Source organism: Glycomyces halotolerans, assembly GCF_054779575.1.
In genome coordinates this window covers 132,898-151,314 of the sequence record NZ_BAAGXZ010000008.1, presented here as the reverse complement: position 1 = coordinate 151,314, position 18,417 = coordinate 132,898, and the positions used below count along the sequence as shown (strand labels likewise).

Sequence of the window (18,417 nt, the reverse complement as noted above, 5' to 3'; positions counted from 1 at the left end):
CCCCTCACCGACATATGCCGAAACGCGAACGTCGGCGAAGATCTGACGCGATTGCGGTGGCCCGGCAGGGAAAGACCGGCCGGACCTGCTCATTCGACGAAGCAGGCGACGGACTTGTCGGGATCGATCTCCGCTGCTCCGATCTGCCACTCCGCATGGCCATGCGCCACAACGGGGACCGGTACCATCAAGGTACTCACGTCGCCTTCCTCCCGTTGGAGGTCCAATGACCGCCGCTCCTCCTCCGGACTGGTCACGTGTCCCCGGTGCGGGCCGCGCCCACATCCTCGACACCGACGCCCCCGCCGACCCGGAGCGGCCCCCGAAGCGACCGTCCCGAATCAAATCCCTCCTCGCCAAGCCGCTGGTCTGGGTCCTGGGCCTCCTACTCGCGGCCATCGCCGCGTTCCTCGGCGACTACCTCACCCAATTCCTGGGAGACCGAGTACGGGAGGCCACCACCGATCCGGTGTTCGTCTACGACGTCCAGCAGATCGACCCGCCCACTCGGGACCTCGCCGGTTACGTCGTCCCGGGCAGCCACACCGATCTCGACGCCGTCTCGTGGGGCGAGAACGGCACCGCGACCGACGGAGGCGCCCCCGACCCGGCATGGGTCCAAGAAAACGGCGGCGCAGCCGCAGGTTGGGGCGCTTGGGAAGTCGTCCTCGAAACGAAACGGGACACGATGATCACCATCGTCGACATACGCGCCCAGAACATCGAATGCACCGAACCGGCCGGAGGCACGCACTTCATCTTCGCCACCCAAGGCGAGGGCGAACCGACCAACCTCGGCATCAGCATCGACCGGCCCGCGCCGGAGTTCAAGATCCTCCCCGAAGACTGGTACCTCCTCTCCGACTCCGACCCGGACGCGGCCATGGCTTCGTTCGCCTCCTACGGAGACGGCGCGAACATCACTTTGGAGCCCGGCGAGCAGCACGTCATCCGGTTCTACGCCCACGCGGCCGAACGATCCTGCACATGGCAAGTGGCCCTCGAGTACGCGGCGGACGGCCAATACCGGACCGCCGTGCTCGAACCGAACGATGAACACCGGTTCGCGCTGGCGGCGCTGCTGCCGGTGGGGGAGTACGAGACGGTCGTCATCCCGTTCACGTACTGCGAGGACTATCTCGGTCGGGCGGTGACCGGTGCCGAGGCGGCCGAGATCGTGGCCGCGCGCAACGCCTCAGGCGGAACCGTGGACTGCACCTGACCGGGCTCGGGGCGGCTCATGCCCGGGTCCACAGCGAGATCTCGAAGACCGCGCGGAACCCGGTGGGGTCGTCCGGGTCGGAGGCGACGTCGGTGACCTCGCCGAGGACCACCTGGTCATCACTGGTCACCATGCACAGCACCGAGCCTTCGCGGAACCAGGTCTCATGCGGCGACGTCGGGTCGAACACCCACGACAGTGCCAGCGGGTACTCCAGTATGTCGGCGTGGCAATCCTCCGCATTGAGGACGGTGCCCTCCGCCCAGTGCGATCCCAGGCTCGTTTCGGTCGAGTACAAGGAGACTTCGTTCTCGGCGAAGCCGGTGCAGCCGTCCCAGACCAGGTCGGTGTGCTCGGTGCGGGTATCACTGCCCGGCTCATCGGGGGAGGAGAAGCGGTTTCCGTCCATGCTGTCGAAGTCGACCAGGAGCAGGTAGCAGGCATCGGTGTCGGCCATGAAGTTGTCCAGGTGCATCAGCTCGTGTTCGTAGAGCGGCACCCAGGCATCGCCCGCCGGCGCGGCGGTCGGTTCGGACGGTTCGGCGCCCGTCTTCCCGGCGGCGGGATCGGCGGTCGTGACGATCTCGGATGGCGAGGCGCCGACTGAGAGGCGATCGTCGCCTCGAGGATCGTTGAACGAGAGGATGCCGACGGCGTTCGCGATGAGGCCCAGCAGAATCAGACTCGCGGCGACGATGCCGCCGACGAGACCGGCCTGCTTCCAGTCCAAGCTCGAGGGAGCGGTCATCACCGGAGCATAGAGGGTCCCGACAACATCTTCCGAGTTCAGTCTCGTCCCAGTTCGGTGCAGATGCAGGCTTTGTTGCCGTCAGAGTCGGCCAGCACGATGAAGGCGGGGGCGTGGCCGTCGTCGATGACGCGTCCGCCAGCGGCGACCGCTGCGGCGACCCGCTGGTCGGCGACCTCCGGTGGGACGGTGACATCGAGGTGGAATCGCTGCCGGTCGGGTTCGGTCGACTCGGTCGCCTGAAACCACAATGCCGGGAGTTCCGCCGCCGGGTCGACGACATCGCCGTCCTCTTCGCCACCGCCGAGCACGGCCGCCCAGAACGGGAGGATCGTCTCCGAGTCGTGCGTGTCGAGAGCCAGTTCCAGCACCTGAATCCCCTCTGGTCGCGAGGCCAGGCCGTGGTCTGATGCGAGTGCGCTCAGGCGCTCGGCGAGCTCTACATCCCGCTGCGTCACCCCTCCGACGTCGCGACTGCGCAGCACGAGCTGCACATGCTGTGCACGCAGATCGACGTCGGGATGATGACCGAACGCATCGGAGAGCCGCCCCACCGCCGCGACGAAGGCGGCCCCGGCGGCGAACGAATCGGTCTCGAACCGAGCGCGCAGGGCGCCAAGCATCCACCGCCAATCCACCAGATCGACCTGCCGTACCCCGAGACGAGTAGTCTGCTGCGCCATGCCTTGACGATAAGACAGGATTCCGACACCGAGTCGATCTCATCCGCCCCGGATACGGGGCCGCCCGCCCGCGCTCCGACATGTCCTGGCGAAGAGTGAGCGTGTGCCGGGGCCGGTCCGTCGGTGGGGACTGACCGGCCCCTACTGCCCCCGGCCCTCAATGTACGCAAGCCGAAAGCCGAGCGTCCTTCCCATGGGGACTCGCCGAATCCGCCGGTCGGTGCGCTGGTTGGAGTCCGCGGGTCACACGTCGCCCTTGGCGAGGTGGTCGTGCACCTTCCACAGCAGCTCGTTCAGCCGTTCGCGTTCGTCCTCGTCGAGCGGGGCGAGGATCCGCTCCTGCAGCGCCGTCAGCGTCTCGTCCATCGCTTCGAGGTGCTTGAGGCCGGCGCTGGTGATGCTGATGAGGTTCCGCCGCTTGTCGGCGGGGTCGGTGCGGCGCTGCACGAAGCCGCGTTCGGAGAGCTCGTTGACCGCCGCCACGAGGTCGCTGGTGTAGATGCCGGTCCACCCGCTCAGCGCCGTCTGACTGGCCGGACCGTGCTCGTCGAGCGCCGCCAGCACCGCGAAGTGGTACTTGCGCGACCCCAGCGCGGACAGTTCCCGGTTCACCAGGCGCTGCGAATGCGCGGTGGTGAGCGAGAGCAACCGACCGAACTGGTTCCGCAGCCGGTCCGGGATCCATCCTACCTGGTGAGAGCCGGTCTCGACGCTGGGTTCCATGCGCCGATCCTAGCCCGGCTTGCCGAACGCCCCGGACGCTGCTAAATTCATTAGTGTAACTAGAAATTAGGAACACTAATGAAAGTAGGTGAGGCCGTGACCGTCACGACCACGCAGAACAGCGCCATCGAAGACCGCTTCGCGCTGACCGATCAGCTCACGCGCGTCTACGACTGGGTCGACGAGCGCCGATGGGACGAAGCCGACGCGCTCTTCACCGAGGACGTCGTCGCCATCACCCCCGGGGGAGAAGCGGTCGGCCTCGAGGCGGCGGTGCAGATGGTCGCGAAGCACCACGAGGTCTACGACCGGACCCTCCACACGACCACCGACGTCACGGTGGAGCTCGACGGCGACCGGGCCGTCCTCCGCTACCGGGTCGAGAGCGCGTTCGCCCTGGACGGCACCGAGCCGCCCTCGGTGACACTGAGCGGCGGCCGGGGCCGACTCGAAGCCCGCCGCACCGCCTCGGACTGGCGGTTCTGCCGCGTCGAGATCGACCCGGTCTGGGCCGCCGCGCCCCTCCCGCAACCCGCAGCCGACTGACGCCCTATCAGGAAACACGCCGGGGGCCGCGAGCGTCACCGCTCGCGGCCCCCGGCGTCTCAGCACCGTCAGATCGTGTTCATGTACTCCTCGAACGTGCTGTTGCCCGCCTGGATCGAGGTCATCGCCTCGCCCAGCCGCTCAACGGCCTGCTGCCACTGGCCCATCGCCTCGCCCGGCATCGAGCTCGAGGTGTCCTGCGTCGTCGCCGAACCGGTCTCGACCGCGCTCTCCAACTGACTCTGCGCCGCCCCCAACGAGGCCATCGCCTCGTTCGCCTGCTCCGTCGCCGCCTGGATCTGCGCCTTGATTTCGGCCATAGTCGCCATCGGACCGGTCTCCTTATCGCTGAAGGGATCAGTGAACGCCACCGTCACCCACAACGGTAGCGAACCGGCCGGTCACGCATCACGACGACAGACGCCGGATCCCCTCCACGATCCCCGGCAGCTCCTCCAGGAAACGCTCCACCTCCGCCTCGCTCGTCTCCCGATGCAGCGAGACCCGCACATTGCCGTGGCTGAGGACCCCCATCGCCTGCAGCACATGCGACGGCCGCAGCCGAGTCGAAGCGCACGCCGAACCCGACGAGACCGAGAAACCGGCCCGGTTCAGCTCGCCGAGCAGCACCTCCCCGTCCACGCCCAGACACGAGAACGTGACGATGTGCGGAAGCCGGTCCTCCGGATCGCCCGGCAGCTCCACCTCGGGGATCGTCTCGGCGATGTGCTCGCGGATCCGCTCGGTCAACGCCCGCGCCCGCTTCGCGAGCTCCTCGCGCTCGGCCGCCACCGCCCGCAGCGACGCCGCCGCCGCGACCGCCGCCGGCACGTCCACCTCACCGATCGCCTCCTGCAGCGAGGCGTCCTCGCCCGGGAACGGGTTCCTCCAGCGCGTGCCCTTGCGCACGACCAGGACGCCGCAGCCCGACAGGCCGCCCCACTTGCGGGCGCTGGCGGCCAGCACCGACCAGCCCTCGGGGACCGGCTCCCACGGCAGGCTCGCCGCCGCGTCGCAGACCAGCGGCACGCCGCCCGCGCCCTCGGCGATGCGAGTGATCGGCTGCCGGGTCCCGACCTCGTGGTTCGCGCTCTGGATCGCGAGCGCGCCGACGTCGTCGATCCCCGCGGTCGGGTCGGTGTCGACCCGGCCGAGGCGGTCCACCGGAGCTTCGGCGGTGCGCCCGCCGCCGCGCTCGTGCCATTGGGCGGCGTGCAGCACCGACGAATGTTCGACCGCTCCGTAGACCAGCGCGCCCGCATCGCGGCGCGCCGCGATCACGCCGAGTATTCCTGCCTGCACGGCTTGTGTCCCACTCGATGTGAAAGTGACCTCATCAGGGGCGACCGCGAGCGTCGCGGCCACCGACTGGCGGGCGGCCTCGAGCAGCATCCGCGACCGTCTGCCCAAGGTGTACAGTCGGCCCGGTCCCGCCCAGCCCTCCGACAAAGCCGCAGCATAGGCGTCCTGGGCGGCCGGGTGCGGCGGCTGCGCCGTAGCCCCGTCGAAGTAGGTCTGGTCCACGTTCCAAATGTAGAAGACATCGCACAACGAACCCAACCCCTTGCGGCCGGCACCTCGGACCGGGCAGTAGGCTCTGTGCCGTTAGATCTGCGCCTCGCCGCCGGCCCGGTGGCGACACGGCAGCCAAGAGCTCAGAAAGGCATGAGACAGGTGGTCGGAAAACCGTCCCGGGAATCTCGCGGCCGCGCCCGCCGCGCCATAAGTCTCGCCGGCATCGCCGCGCTGATCCCAGTCGTGCTCTCGGGGTGCAGCATCGAGGAGGCCTTCTACTTCGGGTGGCCTCGCACGAAGCCGACCAGCCAGTCCGAGCTGATGATGGACCTGTGGATCGGTTCGGTTATCGCCGCGGTCGGCGTCGGTCTGGTCGTCTGGGGGCTGACCTTCTGGTGCGTGGTCGCCTACAAGAAACGCGACCCGAAGCTGCCGCCGCAGGGTGGCATGGAAGAGCAGGTCCTGCCGGTCCAGACCAAGTACAACCTGCCGGCCGAGCTCACCTTCACGGGTCTGCCGTTCATCCTGATCTTCGTACTCTTCTACTTCACGGTGATCGTCCAGGACCAGGTCACCGAGATGAGCGAGGCCCCCGCCAGCTGCACCCATGTGACCGCCTTCAAGTGGAACTGGCAGTTCACCTACACCGACGAGAACTGCGAGCCGATCCAGGGCGCCGACGGGCAGCCGATCGTCGAGCGCGGCAGCTCCGACTACATCCCCATCATCGTCGTCCCGAACGAGGACGACGTTCGCTTCGAGCTGCGCAGCGAGGACGTCATCCACTCCTTCTGGGTCCCGGACCTGCTGTTCAAGCGCGACGTGATCCCCGGTTCGGAGGCGCAGACCCAGCGCTTCGAAGTCGACTTCAACTCCGAGGGCGCCTACGTGGGCCGCTGCGCCGAGCTGTGCGGCGCCTACCACGCCTTCATGAACTTCGAGATGCGCGTGGTCTCGCCCGACGACTATGAGACCTTCGTTCAGGAGAGGGTCGACGGCGCGACTACGCCGGAGGCGCTCGAGGCGATCGGCCAGGACCCGTACGCCAACACCACCGACGTGTTCCAGACCGACCCGAACTCGGGCGAAGCGAGCTAAGGGGAGCGAAACATGAAGACCGAGAACCGCCTCTTCCTGATCGTGATGATCACGCTGTTCGTGTTCGCCGCGGGCTACGGGTACTGGACGTACGTGAACGACAACCCGGCCTACGGCCGCGAGGGCGAGATCGAGTGGGTCGGGTTCATCGCGCTGATCATGTCCGGCTTCCTGGCCGGGATGATCTGGGCCTTCTTCTGGATGGTCTCGCGGCGCATCGAGCTGCGCCCGGAGGACCGGGCGGACGGCGAGATCTCCGACGTCTCCGGCGAGGTCGGCTTCTTCAGCCCCGGCTCGTACTGGCCGCTGGGCCTGGGCGCGGCCGCGGTGCTCGCGGGCATCGGCGTCGTGTACTGGCTGCCGTGGCTGATGGTGGCCAGCGGCGTGGCGCTGCTGGGCGCCACCGGGGGTCTGACGTTCGAGTACTACACCGGCACCAGGAGACTGGGACCGCAGTAGGCACGGCTTGTGCGAAGGCCCGGCGCTTCGGCGCCGGGCCTTTCGTCATTCGGCGAGCGGCCCGAGGCCGTAGTGGGAGAGGAGCCGGGCGGTCGCGCGGGTCATCTCCGGCAGGCGGTCGACCGGGTGCCAGGCGGCGTCCCACACCTCGTGGCCGTCGACGGTGATCTGGGTGGTCTCGGGGTCGCGGACGAGGCGGAAGACGTTGTCGACCCAGCGGCCGTTGGTGTGGACGACCGCGCAGGGGTCGGCGGGGACGAGCTCCTCGAGCCGGGCCTCGATGCCGGTCTCCTCGGCGAGTTCGCGCCGCCCGCCCTCGATGGGCTGCTCGCGGCGGTTGAGCAGGCCCGCCGGGAGGGTCCAGCGCTTACCGGGAGGCTGGCGGAGCATGAGCAGCTGTTCGCGGGCCTCGTCCATGACCAGGACGACCGAGCCGAGCGTGTAAGTGGGCGTGGCGATGCGGACGATCCTGCGCCGCATCGGGTGGGGGAGACTGTAGAAGACCAGCCCTACCGCCCTGCGGAGCAGTGGAGCCCGGCGTCGCTGCACAGAGGGAGTCACCGGCACACCCTATCGGGCGGTTCTCCGCCGTCCTGCCGCTCCTCTGAACTGGCCGGGGAGCGTCGCCGCTCGAGCTGCGGCCCGGGCGAGCGGAAGAACAGCGCCGCGGTGAAGACCGCCAGCGCCCGCAGAATGTCGGCCCGCTCCCCGGGCTTGCTGCCGCGGAGCGAGAGATAGGCGACGAACGCCACGGCGAGGACCGGTAGGGTCGCCGCCGCGCCGATCCAGACACCGAGGCTCAACGTGGGCATACCCAAGGGTAAGACGAATCTCCCCATGGTCTGCACGGAGCAAATGCACGTGCATTTGCATCTGCTTGATCGCATCGATTCTGAATGTTAGAATCCCAGCGGACCAATGCGGCTGCGCGGCAACGGTTGTGACGAAAGCGACGACAAGAGCCGTCTGTGAATCGAATGGTGGACAGCGGAACTACCCGCAGTCACGCTCTTGCGCAACCCCGACATCACGCCGCGATCCCCGGCCGAGCTGTCGGATTTCCGACGCGCCGATGCGCGCCTGCCGTCGCAACAGGCGGAAAAGGGGACGAGTCGGCCGATACGCCGGATTCTGTCGTGGGCGGCCATCCATCTAGGCGCACCGTCGCCGGTGCGCTCGAGCGGTCTACCCGCGAAGGATTCGGGCGGGCAGCCCTCGGACCTTCGCGCAGGGCCTCGCGGCCCCTCTTGACCTTGCTCCGGGTGGGGTTTACCGAGCCACCGCCGTCACCGGCGGTGCTGGTGGTCTCTTACACCACCGTTTCACCCTTACCGGCCGAAGCCGGCGGTCTGTTTTCTGTGGCACTGTCCCGCGGGTCACCCCGGGTTGCCGTTGGCAACCACCCTGCCCTCTGGAGTCCGGACGTTCCTCGGCAGTAACGGCCGCCACTCGAAAGCGACGCCGTCACTGACGCGACCGCCTGGCCGACTCGTCCCAGCACTCAAGCGTACGCTGTCGGCGCCATGATATTGCTCCAGGTCTCCGCGTTGCTGCTCGCGGGCCTCGCCGCCGGCGCGCTCAACGCCATCGCCGGAGGCGGCTCGCTGGTCACCTACCCGACGCTCATCGCCGTCGGAGTCCCGCCGCTGTACGCCAACGCGACCAACGGCATCGCCGTCGCCCCCGCCTACGCCGCCGCCGCGTACGGCTCCCGCAACCACCTCGCCGGCCAGCGCCGCCGCGCCCTCGGCCTGGTCCCCACCGCCGTGGTCGCCGCCATAGGCGGGACGATCCTGCTGCTCAACACCTCGCACGACTTCTTCGAGCGGATCGTCCCGTTCCTGGTGCTCCTGGCCACGCTGCTCATGGCCGTCGGGCCCTGGGTCAACCGCAAGGTCACCGCCCTCAACGGCGGACGGCCCCTCCACTCGATCGGCCTGCACATCGGCGTCGGGATCGGCTGCCTCTACGGGGCCTACTTCAACGCCGCGCTCGGCCTGGTCCTCATCGCCGTCATCGCCATGAGCCTGACCGAGAGCCTGACGCGGATCGGGGCCCTGAAGAACTTCTGCACCTTCATCGTCGGCGTGGTCACCACCGTGGTCTACGGGATCTTCGCCGACGTCGCGTGGTGGGCCATCGGCGTGCTCGTCCCGGCCACGTTCGTCGGCGGCTACCTCGGCGCCCGGCTGTTCCAGAAGATCCCCGAGCGGCCGCTGCGCCTGGCGATCATCGTCTACGGGTTGATCCTGAGCATCATTCTCATGGTCAGATGACGCACGCGCGGCGGGCGCGGAACAATGGGCACATGCCGACGCTCCGTATCGCACTCGCCCAGGACAACCCCGTGGTAGGCGACCTCGACGCCAACGCCGCCCAGATCCGCGAGGCCGCCTCGGCCGCCTCCGCCGCCGGGGCGCATCTGCTCGCGACCGGCGAGCAGTCGCTCACCGGCTACCCCGTCGAAGACCTCGCCCTGCGCCACTCCTTCGTCGAGGCCAGCCGCGCCCGCCTCGACCGCCTCGCCGGGGAGCTGGCGGCCGACGGCAACGGCGCCCTGGCGGTCGCCGTGGGCTACCTCGACGCCGACGGGCCCATCGGCAACCAGCAGGGGCAGGGAATCCGAAATGCGCTGGCGCTCCTCCAGGACGGCAAGGTCCTGTTCCGCTACTACAAGCACCACCTTCCGAACTACGGGGTGTTCGACGAGGACCGCTACTTCGTCGCCGGCCACGAACTGCACCTGGCCCGCATCCGCGGAGCCGACGTGGCCTTCACCGTCTGCGAAGACCTCTGGCAGGAGGGCGTGCCGTTCCAGGCCGCCTCCGAGGCCGGCGCCGGACTCGTCGTCAACATCAACGCCTCTCCCTATGAGCAGGGAAAACAGGAGCAGCGCCGTGAGCTGCTGTTCGGACGCGCCGCCGAGCACCGCACGCCGATCGCCTACCTCAACATCGTCGGCGGCCAAGACGAGCTCGTCTTCGACGGCGGTTCGATGATCGTCGACACCAATCGCGAGATCATCGCCTCGGCGCGCCGCTTCGCGCCCGAACTGCTCGTCGCCGACCTGGACCTGCCGCCCGGCCGCGAGGACGCCGACCACGTTTCGGCGCCGATGAGCGTGACCCGCCACGTCGTCTCCGAGGAGGGGCCCGCGCCCGAGCCGCCGGTCGAGCGCATCGTCGCCCCGCCGCTGGACCGCCGCCAGGAGGTCTGGGAGGCCCTGGCCCTCGGCCTGGGCGACTACGTGCGCAAGAACGGGTTCAAGTCGGTGGTCTTCGGCCTCTCCGGCGGCATCGACTCGGCCGTCACCGCCGTCCTCGCCGCCGACGCGATCGGCGCCGAGAACGTCCACACCGTCGCCATGCCCAGCCAGTTCTCCTCGCGGCACTCGGTCGACGACGCCGCCGACCTCGCCGAACGCTGCGGCGTCAACCACACCGTCGAGCCGATCCAGCGCATCGTCGACAGCTACCTGGCGGACCTGTCGATCTCCGGCCTGGCCCTGGAGAACCTCCAGGCCCGCGTGCGCGGGAACATCATCATGGCCCTGTCGAACCAGCACGGCCACCTGGTCCTGGCGCCGGGCAACAAGAGCGAGTACGCCGTAGGCTACTCGACGATCTACGGCGACTCGGTCGGCGGCTTCGCCCCGATCAAGGACGTGCCCAAGACACTGGTCTACGAGCTGGCCCGGTGGCGCAACGAGCACGCCCGCGCGCTCGGGCAGGTCGAGCCGATCCCCGAGAACGTGATCGTCAAGGCCCCGAGCGCCGAACTGCGGCCCGGCCAGGTCGACTCCGACTCGCTGCCCGAGTACGAGGTCCTCGACGCGATCCTGGCCGGCTACGTCGACAGCGACAAGGACCGCGAGGACCTGGTCGCGATGGGTTACGACGCCGAGGTCGTCCAGCGGGTGACCGCGCTGGTCGACGGCGCGGAGTACAAGCGCCGCCAGACCGCCCCGGGCACGAAGATCTCGCGGAAGTCGTTCGGCCGCGACCGCCGCCTGCCGATCACCAACCGGTTCCGCGGGAAGTAGCGGCGGAGCCGGGGTCGAGCGGAAAGGGACTTTGTCACAGTCGCCGCTCGTCCAGACTCTGGGACATCGACGAGCGTTAGTCTCGTTCGGGTAAGCCCGCGGACCGGCCCGGCCGGCCGCGAGGAACCACAAGGAGCACGATGATGTCTCAAGCGAAGTCCCCCGACGAGATCCCGAGCCTGTACGGGCCGGGCAAGACCGTCAAGCGAGTCAGGGCCCGCCACCTCGTCGAAGCCAAGGAGCGCGGCGAGAAGTGGGCGATGCTCACCTCCTACGACACCTACACCGCGTCGCTGTTCGACGAGGCCGGCATCCCGGCCCTTTTGATCGGCGACTCGGCCGCCAACAACGTCTACGGCTACGAGACGACCATCCCGGTCACCGTCGAGGAGCTGCTGCCGCTGGTCGCGGCCGTGGCCCGCTCGACCGAGCGGTGCCTGGTCGTCGCCGACCTGCCGTTCGGGTCCTATGAGGCCTCCACGGTCCAGGCCCTGGAGACGGCCGTGAAGTTCATGAAGGCCGGCGCGCACGCCGTCAAGCTCGAAGGCGGCCGCCGCATGGCCGCGCAGATCAGGGCGCTCGTGGACGCGGGCATCCCCGTGATCGGCCACGTCGGGTTCACCCCGCAGAGCGAGCACGTCGTCGGCGGCTACCGCGTCCAGGGCCGCGACGCCCAGGCCGCCGAGATCGAGGCCGACGCGCACGCCGTCGCCGAGGCCGGCGCGTTCGCGGTGGTGCTGGAGATGGTCACCGCCGCCGTCGCCGCCGAGATCACCAAGCAGGTGCCGATCCCGACCATCGGCATCGGCGCCGGCCCCGACACCGACGCCCAGGTCCTGGTCTGGCAGGACATGGCCGGGATGCGGCGCGGCAGGTCCCCGCGCTTCGTCAAGCGCTACGCCGACGTCGCGACCGTCATCCAGGACGCGGCCAAAGCCTACGCCGACGAGGTCCGCGGCGGTCAGTTCCCCGCCGCCGAGCACAGTTTCGAGTGACCCGGGTCGCCTTCCCCTATGGGGCAGGCGACCGCACCGGTAGGGTGGCCGCACGTGAACCACAAAGCCACCCTCCTGTTCGATTACGACGGCACCGTGCGACTCGGATGGGAGCACGCGAGCCACTACGCCCGCCTGGTCGCCGACGGCCTCGCCGACGACGACCGGCGGGCGTTCCTCGCCGCCCACACCGCCTTCTGCGAAGGCAAGCCCACCACCGCCTCCACTTTCGACGCCTACGACCCGGACAACGCCGTGCGCCGCCTCGCCGGCGACTACGGGATCGACGACAAGGTCCGCCAGGCCGCCTACGAGGCCACCCGCGCCAAGATGGCCGAAGGCGAATTCCAGATCTGGGCGCCCGCGGGGCTGCGCGAACTCATCTGGGGCCTGCCGCGCGGCATCGAGGTCGCCCTGGTGACCAACGCCCCGGCCGCCACGCTCGAGCCGGCGCTGCGCCGCCTGGGGCTGGAAGGCCTGTTCGACCGGGTCATCGGCGACGCCCACAAGCCGCACGGCATGCCGGCGATCCTCGAGGAGCTGCTCGACGGACGCGAGAGCGGAACGCTGCTGAGCATCGGCGACATTCCCCGCAACGACCTGGCCCCGGCCGCCGAACGCGGATGCGCCACCGCCTACATCGACCACTTCGGACGGCCGTGGCCGCGGGCGGACGTGTCCGTATCCGCCCCAGAGGAGTTGTGGCCCTTCCTTCACCGCTGGGCGAACGAGCAACTTGCATAACGACCGGCGGCGTTCGTGCATCAAAGTGATATGAAATCGCACTGAACGCTGTACCGAAACTGTCGCCGCGTCACCTTAAGCTAAATGTGCGCCCTGAGCCGACCGATCCCCGGCTCAGGGCGTCCGCCTCAACCCCGCACCGGATCGCCGACCGAGACCGAACCGACCCGGTCGGTGCGCAGGTAGACCCCGAAATGGTTGCCCAGCTCGGTGATGATGTGCCGGTGCAGTTCCATGTCCCGTTCGCGCCCACGCGGATCCCAGCTCGGCAGCACGCACCGCTCGCACGGTTTCTGGACCGTGAACTCGTGTTCGCCGAGGCGGATCGGCGCGCCCGGCTCCAAGTCGGTCTCGGCGAACGGCTCCAGATCGGCCTCGACGATGACGTTCGGGCGGAACCGCGCCGCCTCGATCTCGCGGCCCATCCGCTCTGAGAGGCGGTCGAGACTCGCCTTGAAGACCACCAGGATCCGCCCGTACTCGCGCCGCACCTTCCGCAGCTCGACATCGGTACCGAGATAGGCGCCCAGCGCGGCCGGCAGCCCCGGCTCGTCGGCCGACCAGGCCGCGCCGTCCGGGTCGTACACGACCGGCGCGTCGCCGACGCCGTCGGCGCAGCCGCACTGCGCCGGCCAGGCGGCCTCCCACTCCATCAAACGAGGATGGCCGCCGCCCCACACCTGCTTGCCGGACCCGGGCTCGAACAGTTCCAGCGGCCGGTCGCCCTCCATGCCGTCGTAATCGACCACGGCCGAGCGCACGGCCTCGCCGCGCAGCCCCTTGACCGGGTACCGCCACATCTCACCGACCGCTCCTGCGAACACGCTCACGAATGTACCGCTCTCGCGTTCCGGAGGGGACTTCGCCGGGTTAACGTCGAGGACATAAACAGGTGCGACAATGGCAGCCCCAGGACCGAGAGGAAACGCGCAAATGGAACGGCAGAAGGAGTTCGTGCTCCGCACGCTCGAAGAGCGTGACATCCGGTTCGTGCGGCTGTGGTTCACCGACGTGCTCGGCACGCTCAAATCCGTGAGCGTGGCGCCCGCGGAGCTCGAATCGGCCTTCGAGGAGGGCATCGGCTTCGACGGATCCGCCATCGAGGGCTTCGCCCGCGTCTACGAATCCGACATGGTCGCCATGCCCGACCCGACGACCTTCCAGGTCTTCCCGTTCGAAGGCCGCGGCATCGGCGAGTCCGCGCGCATGTTCTGCGACATCCTCACCCCCGAGGGCGCCCCCTCGTGGGCCGACCCGCGCCACGTCCTGCGCCGGTCCCTGTCCAAGGCCGCCGACCGGGGCTTCACCTTCTACGTGCACCCCGAGATCGAGTTCTTCCTGCTCTCGGACACGCCCGCCGACGGCTCCGACCCGACGCCGGTCGACGAAGGCGGCTACTTCGACCACACCACGCACTCGGTCGCCCGCGACTTCCGCCGCCAGGCGATCCTCGCGCTCGAACGCGTCGGCATCTCGGTCGAGTTCAGCCACCACGAGGTCGCCCCCGGCCAGCAGGAGATCGACCTGCGCTACGCCGACGCGCTGACCACCGCCGACAATATCATGACCTTCCGGCACATCGTCAAGGAGGTCGCGCTCTCCTCGGGCGTCACCGCCTCCTTCATGCCCAAGCCGTTCAGCACCCAGCCCGGCTCCGGCATGCACAGCCACCTGTCGCTGTTCGAAGGCGAGGACAACGCCTTCCACGACCCCGGCGACGAGCAGCGGCTCTCCAAGACCGCCAAGGCCTTCATCGCAGGGCTGCTCAAGCACGCCCCGGAGTTCACCGCCATCACCTGCCAGTGGGTCAACTCCTACAAGCGGCTCTACTCCAGCCCCCAGCCCGGCCAGATCTCCGAGGCGCCCTCGTACGTGTGCTGGGGCAAGGCCAACCGCTCCGCGCTGGTGCGCGTGCCCGCCTACGGCAAACCGAACTCCGCCCGCGTCGAGATCCGCTCGCTCGACTCGGCCGCGAATCCGTACCTGGCCTACGCGGTCATGCTCGGCGCCGGCCTCAAAGGCATCGAAGAGGGCTACGAGCTGGCCCCCGGCACCGAAGACGACGTCAGCGCCATGACCAACGCCGAACGCATCGCCGCCGGCTACCAGCCGCTGCCGTCCTCGCTCAACGAGGCCCTCGACGCGATGGAGGCCTCCGACCTGGTGCCCGAGGTCCTCGGCGAGCACGTCTTCGACTACTTCCTCAAGAACAAGCGCAGCGAGTGGGAGGACTACCGCACCCAGGTCACCGCCTTCGAACGCAAGCGGTACACGCACCTGTGAGCCGAAACCGGCATTGGTGCCCCGGGCCCCGCTCGGTTTAGGATGTTCCGGTGACCACTGCACTCGTCATCGAGAACGACCCCGCCCAAGGGCTCGGGCGCGTCGCCGACTGGCTCGCGGAAGCGGGCATGGGATTCGACGTGGTGCGCTCCCACGCCGGCGAGACCGTGCCCAGGAGCGCCGGCGGCCACGACGCGCTCATCGCGCTCGGCGGCGGCCGCGGCAAGGAGTGGGCCGACGAGCTCGCCGGCCTGCTCGAATGCGCCGTCGCCGACTCCACGCCCACCCTCGCCCTCTGCTCGTCCGCCAGGGCGCTCGCCGCCGTGTTCGGCGGCATCGTCGAACCCTCCGACGAGCCGGCCGGCCCCAGAATGCTCGCCAAACGCGACGAAGCCGGACGCGACATCCTCTTCGGCACCGCCCCCATGACCATCGACGTGATTCGCTGGCGCACCCAGGAGTTGACCGCCCTCCCCGAGGAGGCCACCCTGCTGGCCGCCTCCCCCTACGGCGCCCTGGAGGTCTTCCGCATCCGCGACGCCGCCTGGGGCGTCCAATCCCACTTCGAATTCACCCCCGACCGGCTGTCCGCGCTCGGCGCCTTCGACGACGACGCACTCGCCAAGGCCCGCGAGGTCGACGAGCACATCGTCGAGACCTGGCGCCCGATCGTGCAGCGGTTCGCGCGCGTGGCCGCCGGCGAGCGCCGCGAGCTGCCGGTGGTCGATGCCTGACGCCGACGAAGCGCGCCTCGCCGTCCTCGAGGCCAGCAACGCCCTCGGCGACTTCCTGCGCGCCCACCCCGAAGTCGCCACCGCCCTCACCGAAGACGAAGCGGCGGGCCTCGACCGCATCCGCTCCGCCGACCCCGCGAGCCTCGCCTACGCCTGGAAAGCGAACCTGCTGCGCATCAGCGCCGCCGACCTGACCGGCGAGACCGACCTGGCCGCGACCTCGGCCTCGCTCTCACGCCTGGCCGACACCGTCCTCGAACACGGCCTGGACCTGGCGCGCCGCGACATACCCGGCCCGACCCGCCTGGCCGTCATCGCCATGGGCAAGACCGGCGCCGAAGAGCTCAACTACGTCTCCGACGTCGACGTCGTCTTCGTCGCCGACGGCGACATCGACCTGGCCACCCGCCAGGCCGCCCGCATGATCCAGCTCCTCGGCCCCGCCACCTGGCCGGTCGACGCCGGCCTCCGCCCCGAAGGCCGCCACGGCGCGCTCGTGCGCACCGTCGACGCCTACCTGACCTACCTGAAGGACTGGGCCCGCACCTGGGAGTTCCAGGCCCTGCTCAAGGCCCGGCCCGCCGCCGGCGACCTCGAACTCGGCCTCGAATGGCTCGCCGCCGTCCAGCCGTTCATCTGGGGCGCCGCCAGCCGCCCCGGCGTCGTCGCCGACATCCGCGACATGCGCCGCAAGGTCGCCGACTCCGTGCCGCGCGCCGAACGAAAATGGGAGATCAAACTCGGCCCCGGGGGCCTGCGCGACATCGAGTTCGCCGTCCAACTGCTCCAACTCGTCCACGGCCGCGGCGACCCCGCCCTCAGGGTCCGCTCCACGCTCGAGGCGCTCGAGGTCCTGGTCGCCGGCGGCTACCTCGCCCGACGCGACGGCGAAGAGCTGACCGCCACCTACATCTTCCTGCGGACGGTCGAACACCGGCTCCAACTCCAGCGCCTCCTGCGGACCCACCGCGTCCCCGACGGCGGCGAGCCGCTCCACCACCTCGCCCGCGGCCTCGGCTACACCACCGACGAGGCCTTCCTCTCCGACTGGCGCGGCCACGCCTCCAACGCCCGGAGACTCCACGAGAAACTGCTCTACAAGCCGCTGCTCGACGCGGTCACCCGCGTGCCCACCGACGAGCTGCGGCTCTCCGAGTCCGAAGCCGCCGAGCGCCTCGCCGTCCTCGGCTTCGACGACCCCTCCGGCGCCCTCACCCACATCCGCAGACTCACCACCGGCGTCAGCCGCACCGCCACCGTCCAACGGGCCCTCCTGCCGGTCGTCCTCCACGAACTGGCCGACTCGCCCGAACCCGACCGCGGCCTCCTCGCCTACCGCCAGGTCTCCGACAAACTCGGCTCCACCCCCTGGTACCTGCGCCTCCTGCGCGACGGCGGGCCCGCCGCCGTCCGCCTCGCGCGGCTGCTGGGCACCTCCCGGTACTTCACGAGCCTCCTGCTCCACGTGCCCCAGTCGCTGCGGTTCCTCTCCGACAACGCCGACCTCGAACCCAAGAGCCGCGAGAGCCTGTCCGAGGGGATGCGCCAGGCCGCCGCCCGGCACACCGACGCCGCCGCCGCGGTCGGCGCCGTCCGCGCGATGCGGCGGCGCGAACTGATCCGCATCATCGCCGCCGACCTCCTCGGATTCCTCGACGACCAGGAGGTCGGCGTCGCGCTCTCGGACCTGACCGACGCGGTCCTCGACGCCGCGCTGGCCATCGCCTCCCGCGACGTGCCCGACGCTCCGGCGCTGGCGATCGTCGGGATGGGGCGCCTCGGCGGACGCGAGATGGGCTACGGTTCCGACGCGGACGTGGTGTTCGTGCACAACGGCGAGGGGGAGGACGCTCGCAAGGCCGCAGGCCGCATCGTCGAATCGGTGCGCGCGCTGCTGTCCGCGCCGACGGCGGACCCGCCGGTCGAGATCGACCTGGGGCTGCGCCCCGAAGGCAAGGGCGGGCCGATCGCGCCGAGCCTGGCGGCCTACCGGCGGTATTACGCCGATCGGGCCCGGCTGTGGGAGCGGCAGGCGCTGCTGCGCGCCCGTGCGGTGGCCGGAGACGAGTCCCTCTTGGACGAGTGGACGCTGCTGGCCGACTCGATCCGCTACCGGCCAGGAGGACTGAGCGAGTCCGAGCGCCTGGAGTTCCGCCGGGTCAAGGCCCGAGTCGACTCCGAGCGCCTCCCGCGCGGCGCCGATCCCAACGCGCACACCAAGCTCGGGCGCGGGGGACTGGTCGACATCGAGTGGGCCGCGCAGCTGCTGCAGCTCGAGCACGGCGAGGACCCCATGCTGCACACCACGCGGACCGTTCCGGCCCTGGAGGCCGCCGCCTCCGCCGGGCACATCGACGCACAGTCTCTTGAGGATCTGCGTTCGGCCTGGGAGTTCGTCACGCGCGTGCGCAACGACATGACCTTGGCCCGCGGCGTCTCGCGCGACGAGCTGCCGCGCTCGGGCCCCGAATTGACCGGGCTGGCGCAGACGCTGGGCTTCGGCGAGGACACCCAGGAGTTCCTGAACCACTACCGTCGCCTGACCAGGCGCGCGCACGAGGCGTCGCACCGGATCGTCTACGGGGAGTGAGCAGGGGCGGCCGCCGCGCGACCGCCCCCATGGCC

General features: G+C 69.7%; 19 protein-coding genes and 1 other RNA gene. 11 read left to right on the top strand and 9 right to left on the bottom strand.

The genetic code is table 11. The features are described from left to right. Positions 1–226 precede the first annotated feature (226 nt). Positions 227–1,222 carry a hypothetical protein gene (locus ACYVL2_RS09570; RefSeq protein ID WP_460542588.1) on the top strand — a complete coding sequence of 332 codons (996 nt, stop codon included), beginning with the start codon at positions 227–229 and terminating at the stop codon, positions 1,220–1,222. Positions 1,223–1,238: 16 nt separating this feature from the next. On the opposite strand, the gene ACYVL2_RS09565 is transcribed toward ACYVL2_RS09570, so the two are convergent. From ACYVL2_RS09565 to ACYVL2_RS09555, 3 genes are all read right to left on the bottom strand, one after another. Then, positions 1,239–1,970 carry a hypothetical protein gene (locus tag ACYVL2_RS09565; protein ID WP_460542586.1) on the bottom strand — a complete coding sequence of 244 codons (732 nt, stop codon included), beginning with the start codon at positions 1,968–1,970 and terminating at the stop codon, positions 1,239–1,241. A gap of 38 nt (positions 1,971–2,008) precedes the next feature. Next, positions 2,009–2,653 (bottom strand): VOC family protein, encoded by a 645-nt coding sequence (locus tag ACYVL2_RS09560; RefSeq protein ID WP_460542584.1) that lies wholly within the window; start codon positions 2,651–2,653, stop codon positions 2,009–2,011. Positions 2,654–2,896: 243 nt separating this feature from the next. Beyond that, positions 2,897–3,376 carry a MarR family winged helix-turn-helix transcriptional regulator gene (locus ACYVL2_RS09555; protein WP_460542582.1) on the bottom strand — a complete coding sequence of 160 codons (480 nt, stop codon included), beginning with the start codon at positions 3,374–3,376 and terminating at the stop codon, positions 2,897–2,899. A 78-nt stretch (positions 3,377–3,454) separates the two neighbouring features. Here ACYVL2_RS09555 and ACYVL2_RS09550 point away from each other — a divergent pair, with 78 nt between their 5' ends. After that, positions 3,455–3,922 (top strand): nuclear transport factor 2 family protein, encoded by a 468-nt coding sequence (locus tag ACYVL2_RS09550; protein WP_460542580.1) that lies wholly within the window; start codon positions 3,455–3,457, stop codon positions 3,920–3,922. 68 nt (positions 3,923–3,990) lie between these two features. Here ACYVL2_RS09550 and ACYVL2_RS09545 read toward each other — a convergent pair whose 3' ends face one another. Further along, positions 3,991–4,242: a hypothetical protein gene (locus tag ACYVL2_RS09545; protein ID WP_460542578.1), complete on the bottom strand. Its 252-nt coding sequence runs from the start codon at positions 4,240–4,242 to the stop codon at positions 3,991–3,993. An 88-nt stretch (positions 4,243–4,330) separates the two neighbouring features. After that, complete coding sequence (locus tag ACYVL2_RS09540) at positions 4,331–5,455, bottom strand: cysteine desulfurase family protein (protein ID WP_460542617.1); 1,125 nt, start codon at positions 5,453–5,455, stop codon at positions 4,331–4,333. Between the two features lie 141 nt (positions 5,456–5,596). Between ACYVL2_RS09540 and ctaC the strand changes: the two genes are divergently transcribed. After that, complete coding sequence (ctaC, locus tag ACYVL2_RS09535) at positions 5,597–6,535, top strand: cytochrome c oxidase subunit II (RefSeq protein WP_460542576.1); 939 nt, start codon at positions 5,597–5,599, stop codon at positions 6,533–6,535. 12 nt (positions 6,536–6,547) lie between these two features. Continuing rightward, positions 6,548–6,994, top strand: a complete 447-nt coding sequence (locus ACYVL2_RS09530; RefSeq protein WP_460542574.1) for a cytochrome c oxidase subunit 4 — start codon at positions 6,548–6,550, stop codon at positions 6,992–6,994. A 45-nt stretch (positions 6,995–7,039) separates the two neighbouring features. Here the strand turns inward: ACYVL2_RS09530 and ACYVL2_RS09525 are convergent, their stop codons facing one another. From ACYVL2_RS09525 to rnpB, 3 genes are all read right to left on the bottom strand, one after another. Next, complete coding sequence (locus ACYVL2_RS09525; RefSeq protein ID WP_460542615.1) at positions 7,040–7,474, bottom strand: NUDIX domain-containing protein; 435 nt, start codon at positions 7,472–7,474, stop codon at positions 7,040–7,042. Between the two features lie 77 nt (positions 7,475–7,551). Then, positions 7,552–7,806 (bottom strand): hypothetical protein, encoded by a 255-nt coding sequence (locus ACYVL2_RS09520; protein ID WP_460542572.1) that lies wholly within the window; start codon positions 7,804–7,806, stop codon positions 7,552–7,554. 292 nt (positions 7,807–8,098) lie between these two features. After that, positions 8,099–8,486, bottom strand: an RNA gene (rnpB, locus tag ACYVL2_RS09515) — RNase P RNA component class A. A gap of 31 nt (positions 8,487–8,517) precedes the next feature. Between rnpB and ACYVL2_RS09510 the strand changes: the two genes are divergently transcribed. The 4 genes from ACYVL2_RS09510 (at position 8,518) to ACYVL2_RS09495 (ending at position 12,775) form a co-directional block, all read left to right on the top strand. After that, positions 8,518–9,270, top strand: coding sequence for a sulfite exporter TauE/SafE family protein (locus ACYVL2_RS09510; protein WP_460542570.1), 753 nt, complete (start codon positions 8,518–8,520; stop codon positions 9,268–9,270). 32 nt (positions 9,271–9,302) lie between these two features. Next, the gene (locus ACYVL2_RS09505) at positions 9,303–11,036 is read left to right on the top strand and encodes an NAD(+) synthetase (protein ID WP_460542568.1); all 1,734 of its coding nucleotides are present in this window, start codon (positions 9,303–9,305) and stop codon (positions 11,034–11,036) included. 143 nt (positions 11,037–11,179) lie between these two features. Further along, positions 11,180–12,031 carry a 3-methyl-2-oxobutanoate hydroxymethyltransferase gene (gene panB / locus ACYVL2_RS09500; RefSeq protein WP_460542566.1) on the top strand — a complete coding sequence of 284 codons (852 nt, stop codon included), beginning with the start codon at positions 11,180–11,182 and terminating at the stop codon, positions 12,029–12,031. A 54-nt stretch (positions 12,032–12,085) separates the two neighbouring features. After that, positions 12,086–12,775, top strand: a complete 690-nt coding sequence (locus ACYVL2_RS09495) for an HAD family hydrolase (protein ID WP_460542563.1) — start codon at positions 12,086–12,088, stop codon at positions 12,773–12,775. Between the two features lie 128 nt (positions 12,776–12,903). Here the strand turns inward: ACYVL2_RS09495 and ACYVL2_RS09490 are convergent, their stop codons facing one another. After that, positions 12,904–13,605, bottom strand: a complete 702-nt coding sequence (locus tag ACYVL2_RS09490) for an MOSC domain-containing protein (protein ID WP_460542561.1) — start codon at positions 13,603–13,605, stop codon at positions 12,904–12,906. A 103-nt stretch (positions 13,606–13,708) separates the two neighbouring features. Here ACYVL2_RS09490 and glnA point away from each other — a divergent pair, with 103 nt between their 5' ends. The 3 genes from glnA to ACYVL2_RS09475 are packed head-to-tail and all read left to right on the top strand — an operon-like array spanning position 13,709 to position 18,382. Further along, the gene (gene glnA / locus ACYVL2_RS09485) at positions 13,709–15,058 is read left to right on the top strand and encodes a glutamine synthetase family protein (RefSeq protein ID WP_460542559.1); all 1,350 of its coding nucleotides are present in this window, start codon (positions 13,709–13,711) and stop codon (positions 15,056–15,058) included. A gap of 50 nt (positions 15,059–15,108) precedes the next feature. Beyond that, on the top strand, positions 15,109–15,792 hold the full coding sequence (locus ACYVL2_RS09480) for a type 1 glutamine amidotransferase (RefSeq protein ID WP_460542557.1): 684 nt from the start codon (positions 15,109–15,111) through the stop codon (positions 15,790–15,792). After that, positions 15,785–18,382, top strand: a complete 2,598-nt coding sequence (locus tag ACYVL2_RS09475) for a bifunctional [glutamine synthetase] adenylyltransferase/[glutamine synthetase]-adenylyl-L-tyrosine phosphorylase (protein WP_460542555.1) — start codon at positions 15,785–15,787, stop codon at positions 18,380–18,382. Before ACYVL2_RS09480 ends, ACYVL2_RS09475 begins: the two co-directional genes overlap by 8 nt. Positions 18,383–18,417: the final 35 nt, after the last annotated feature.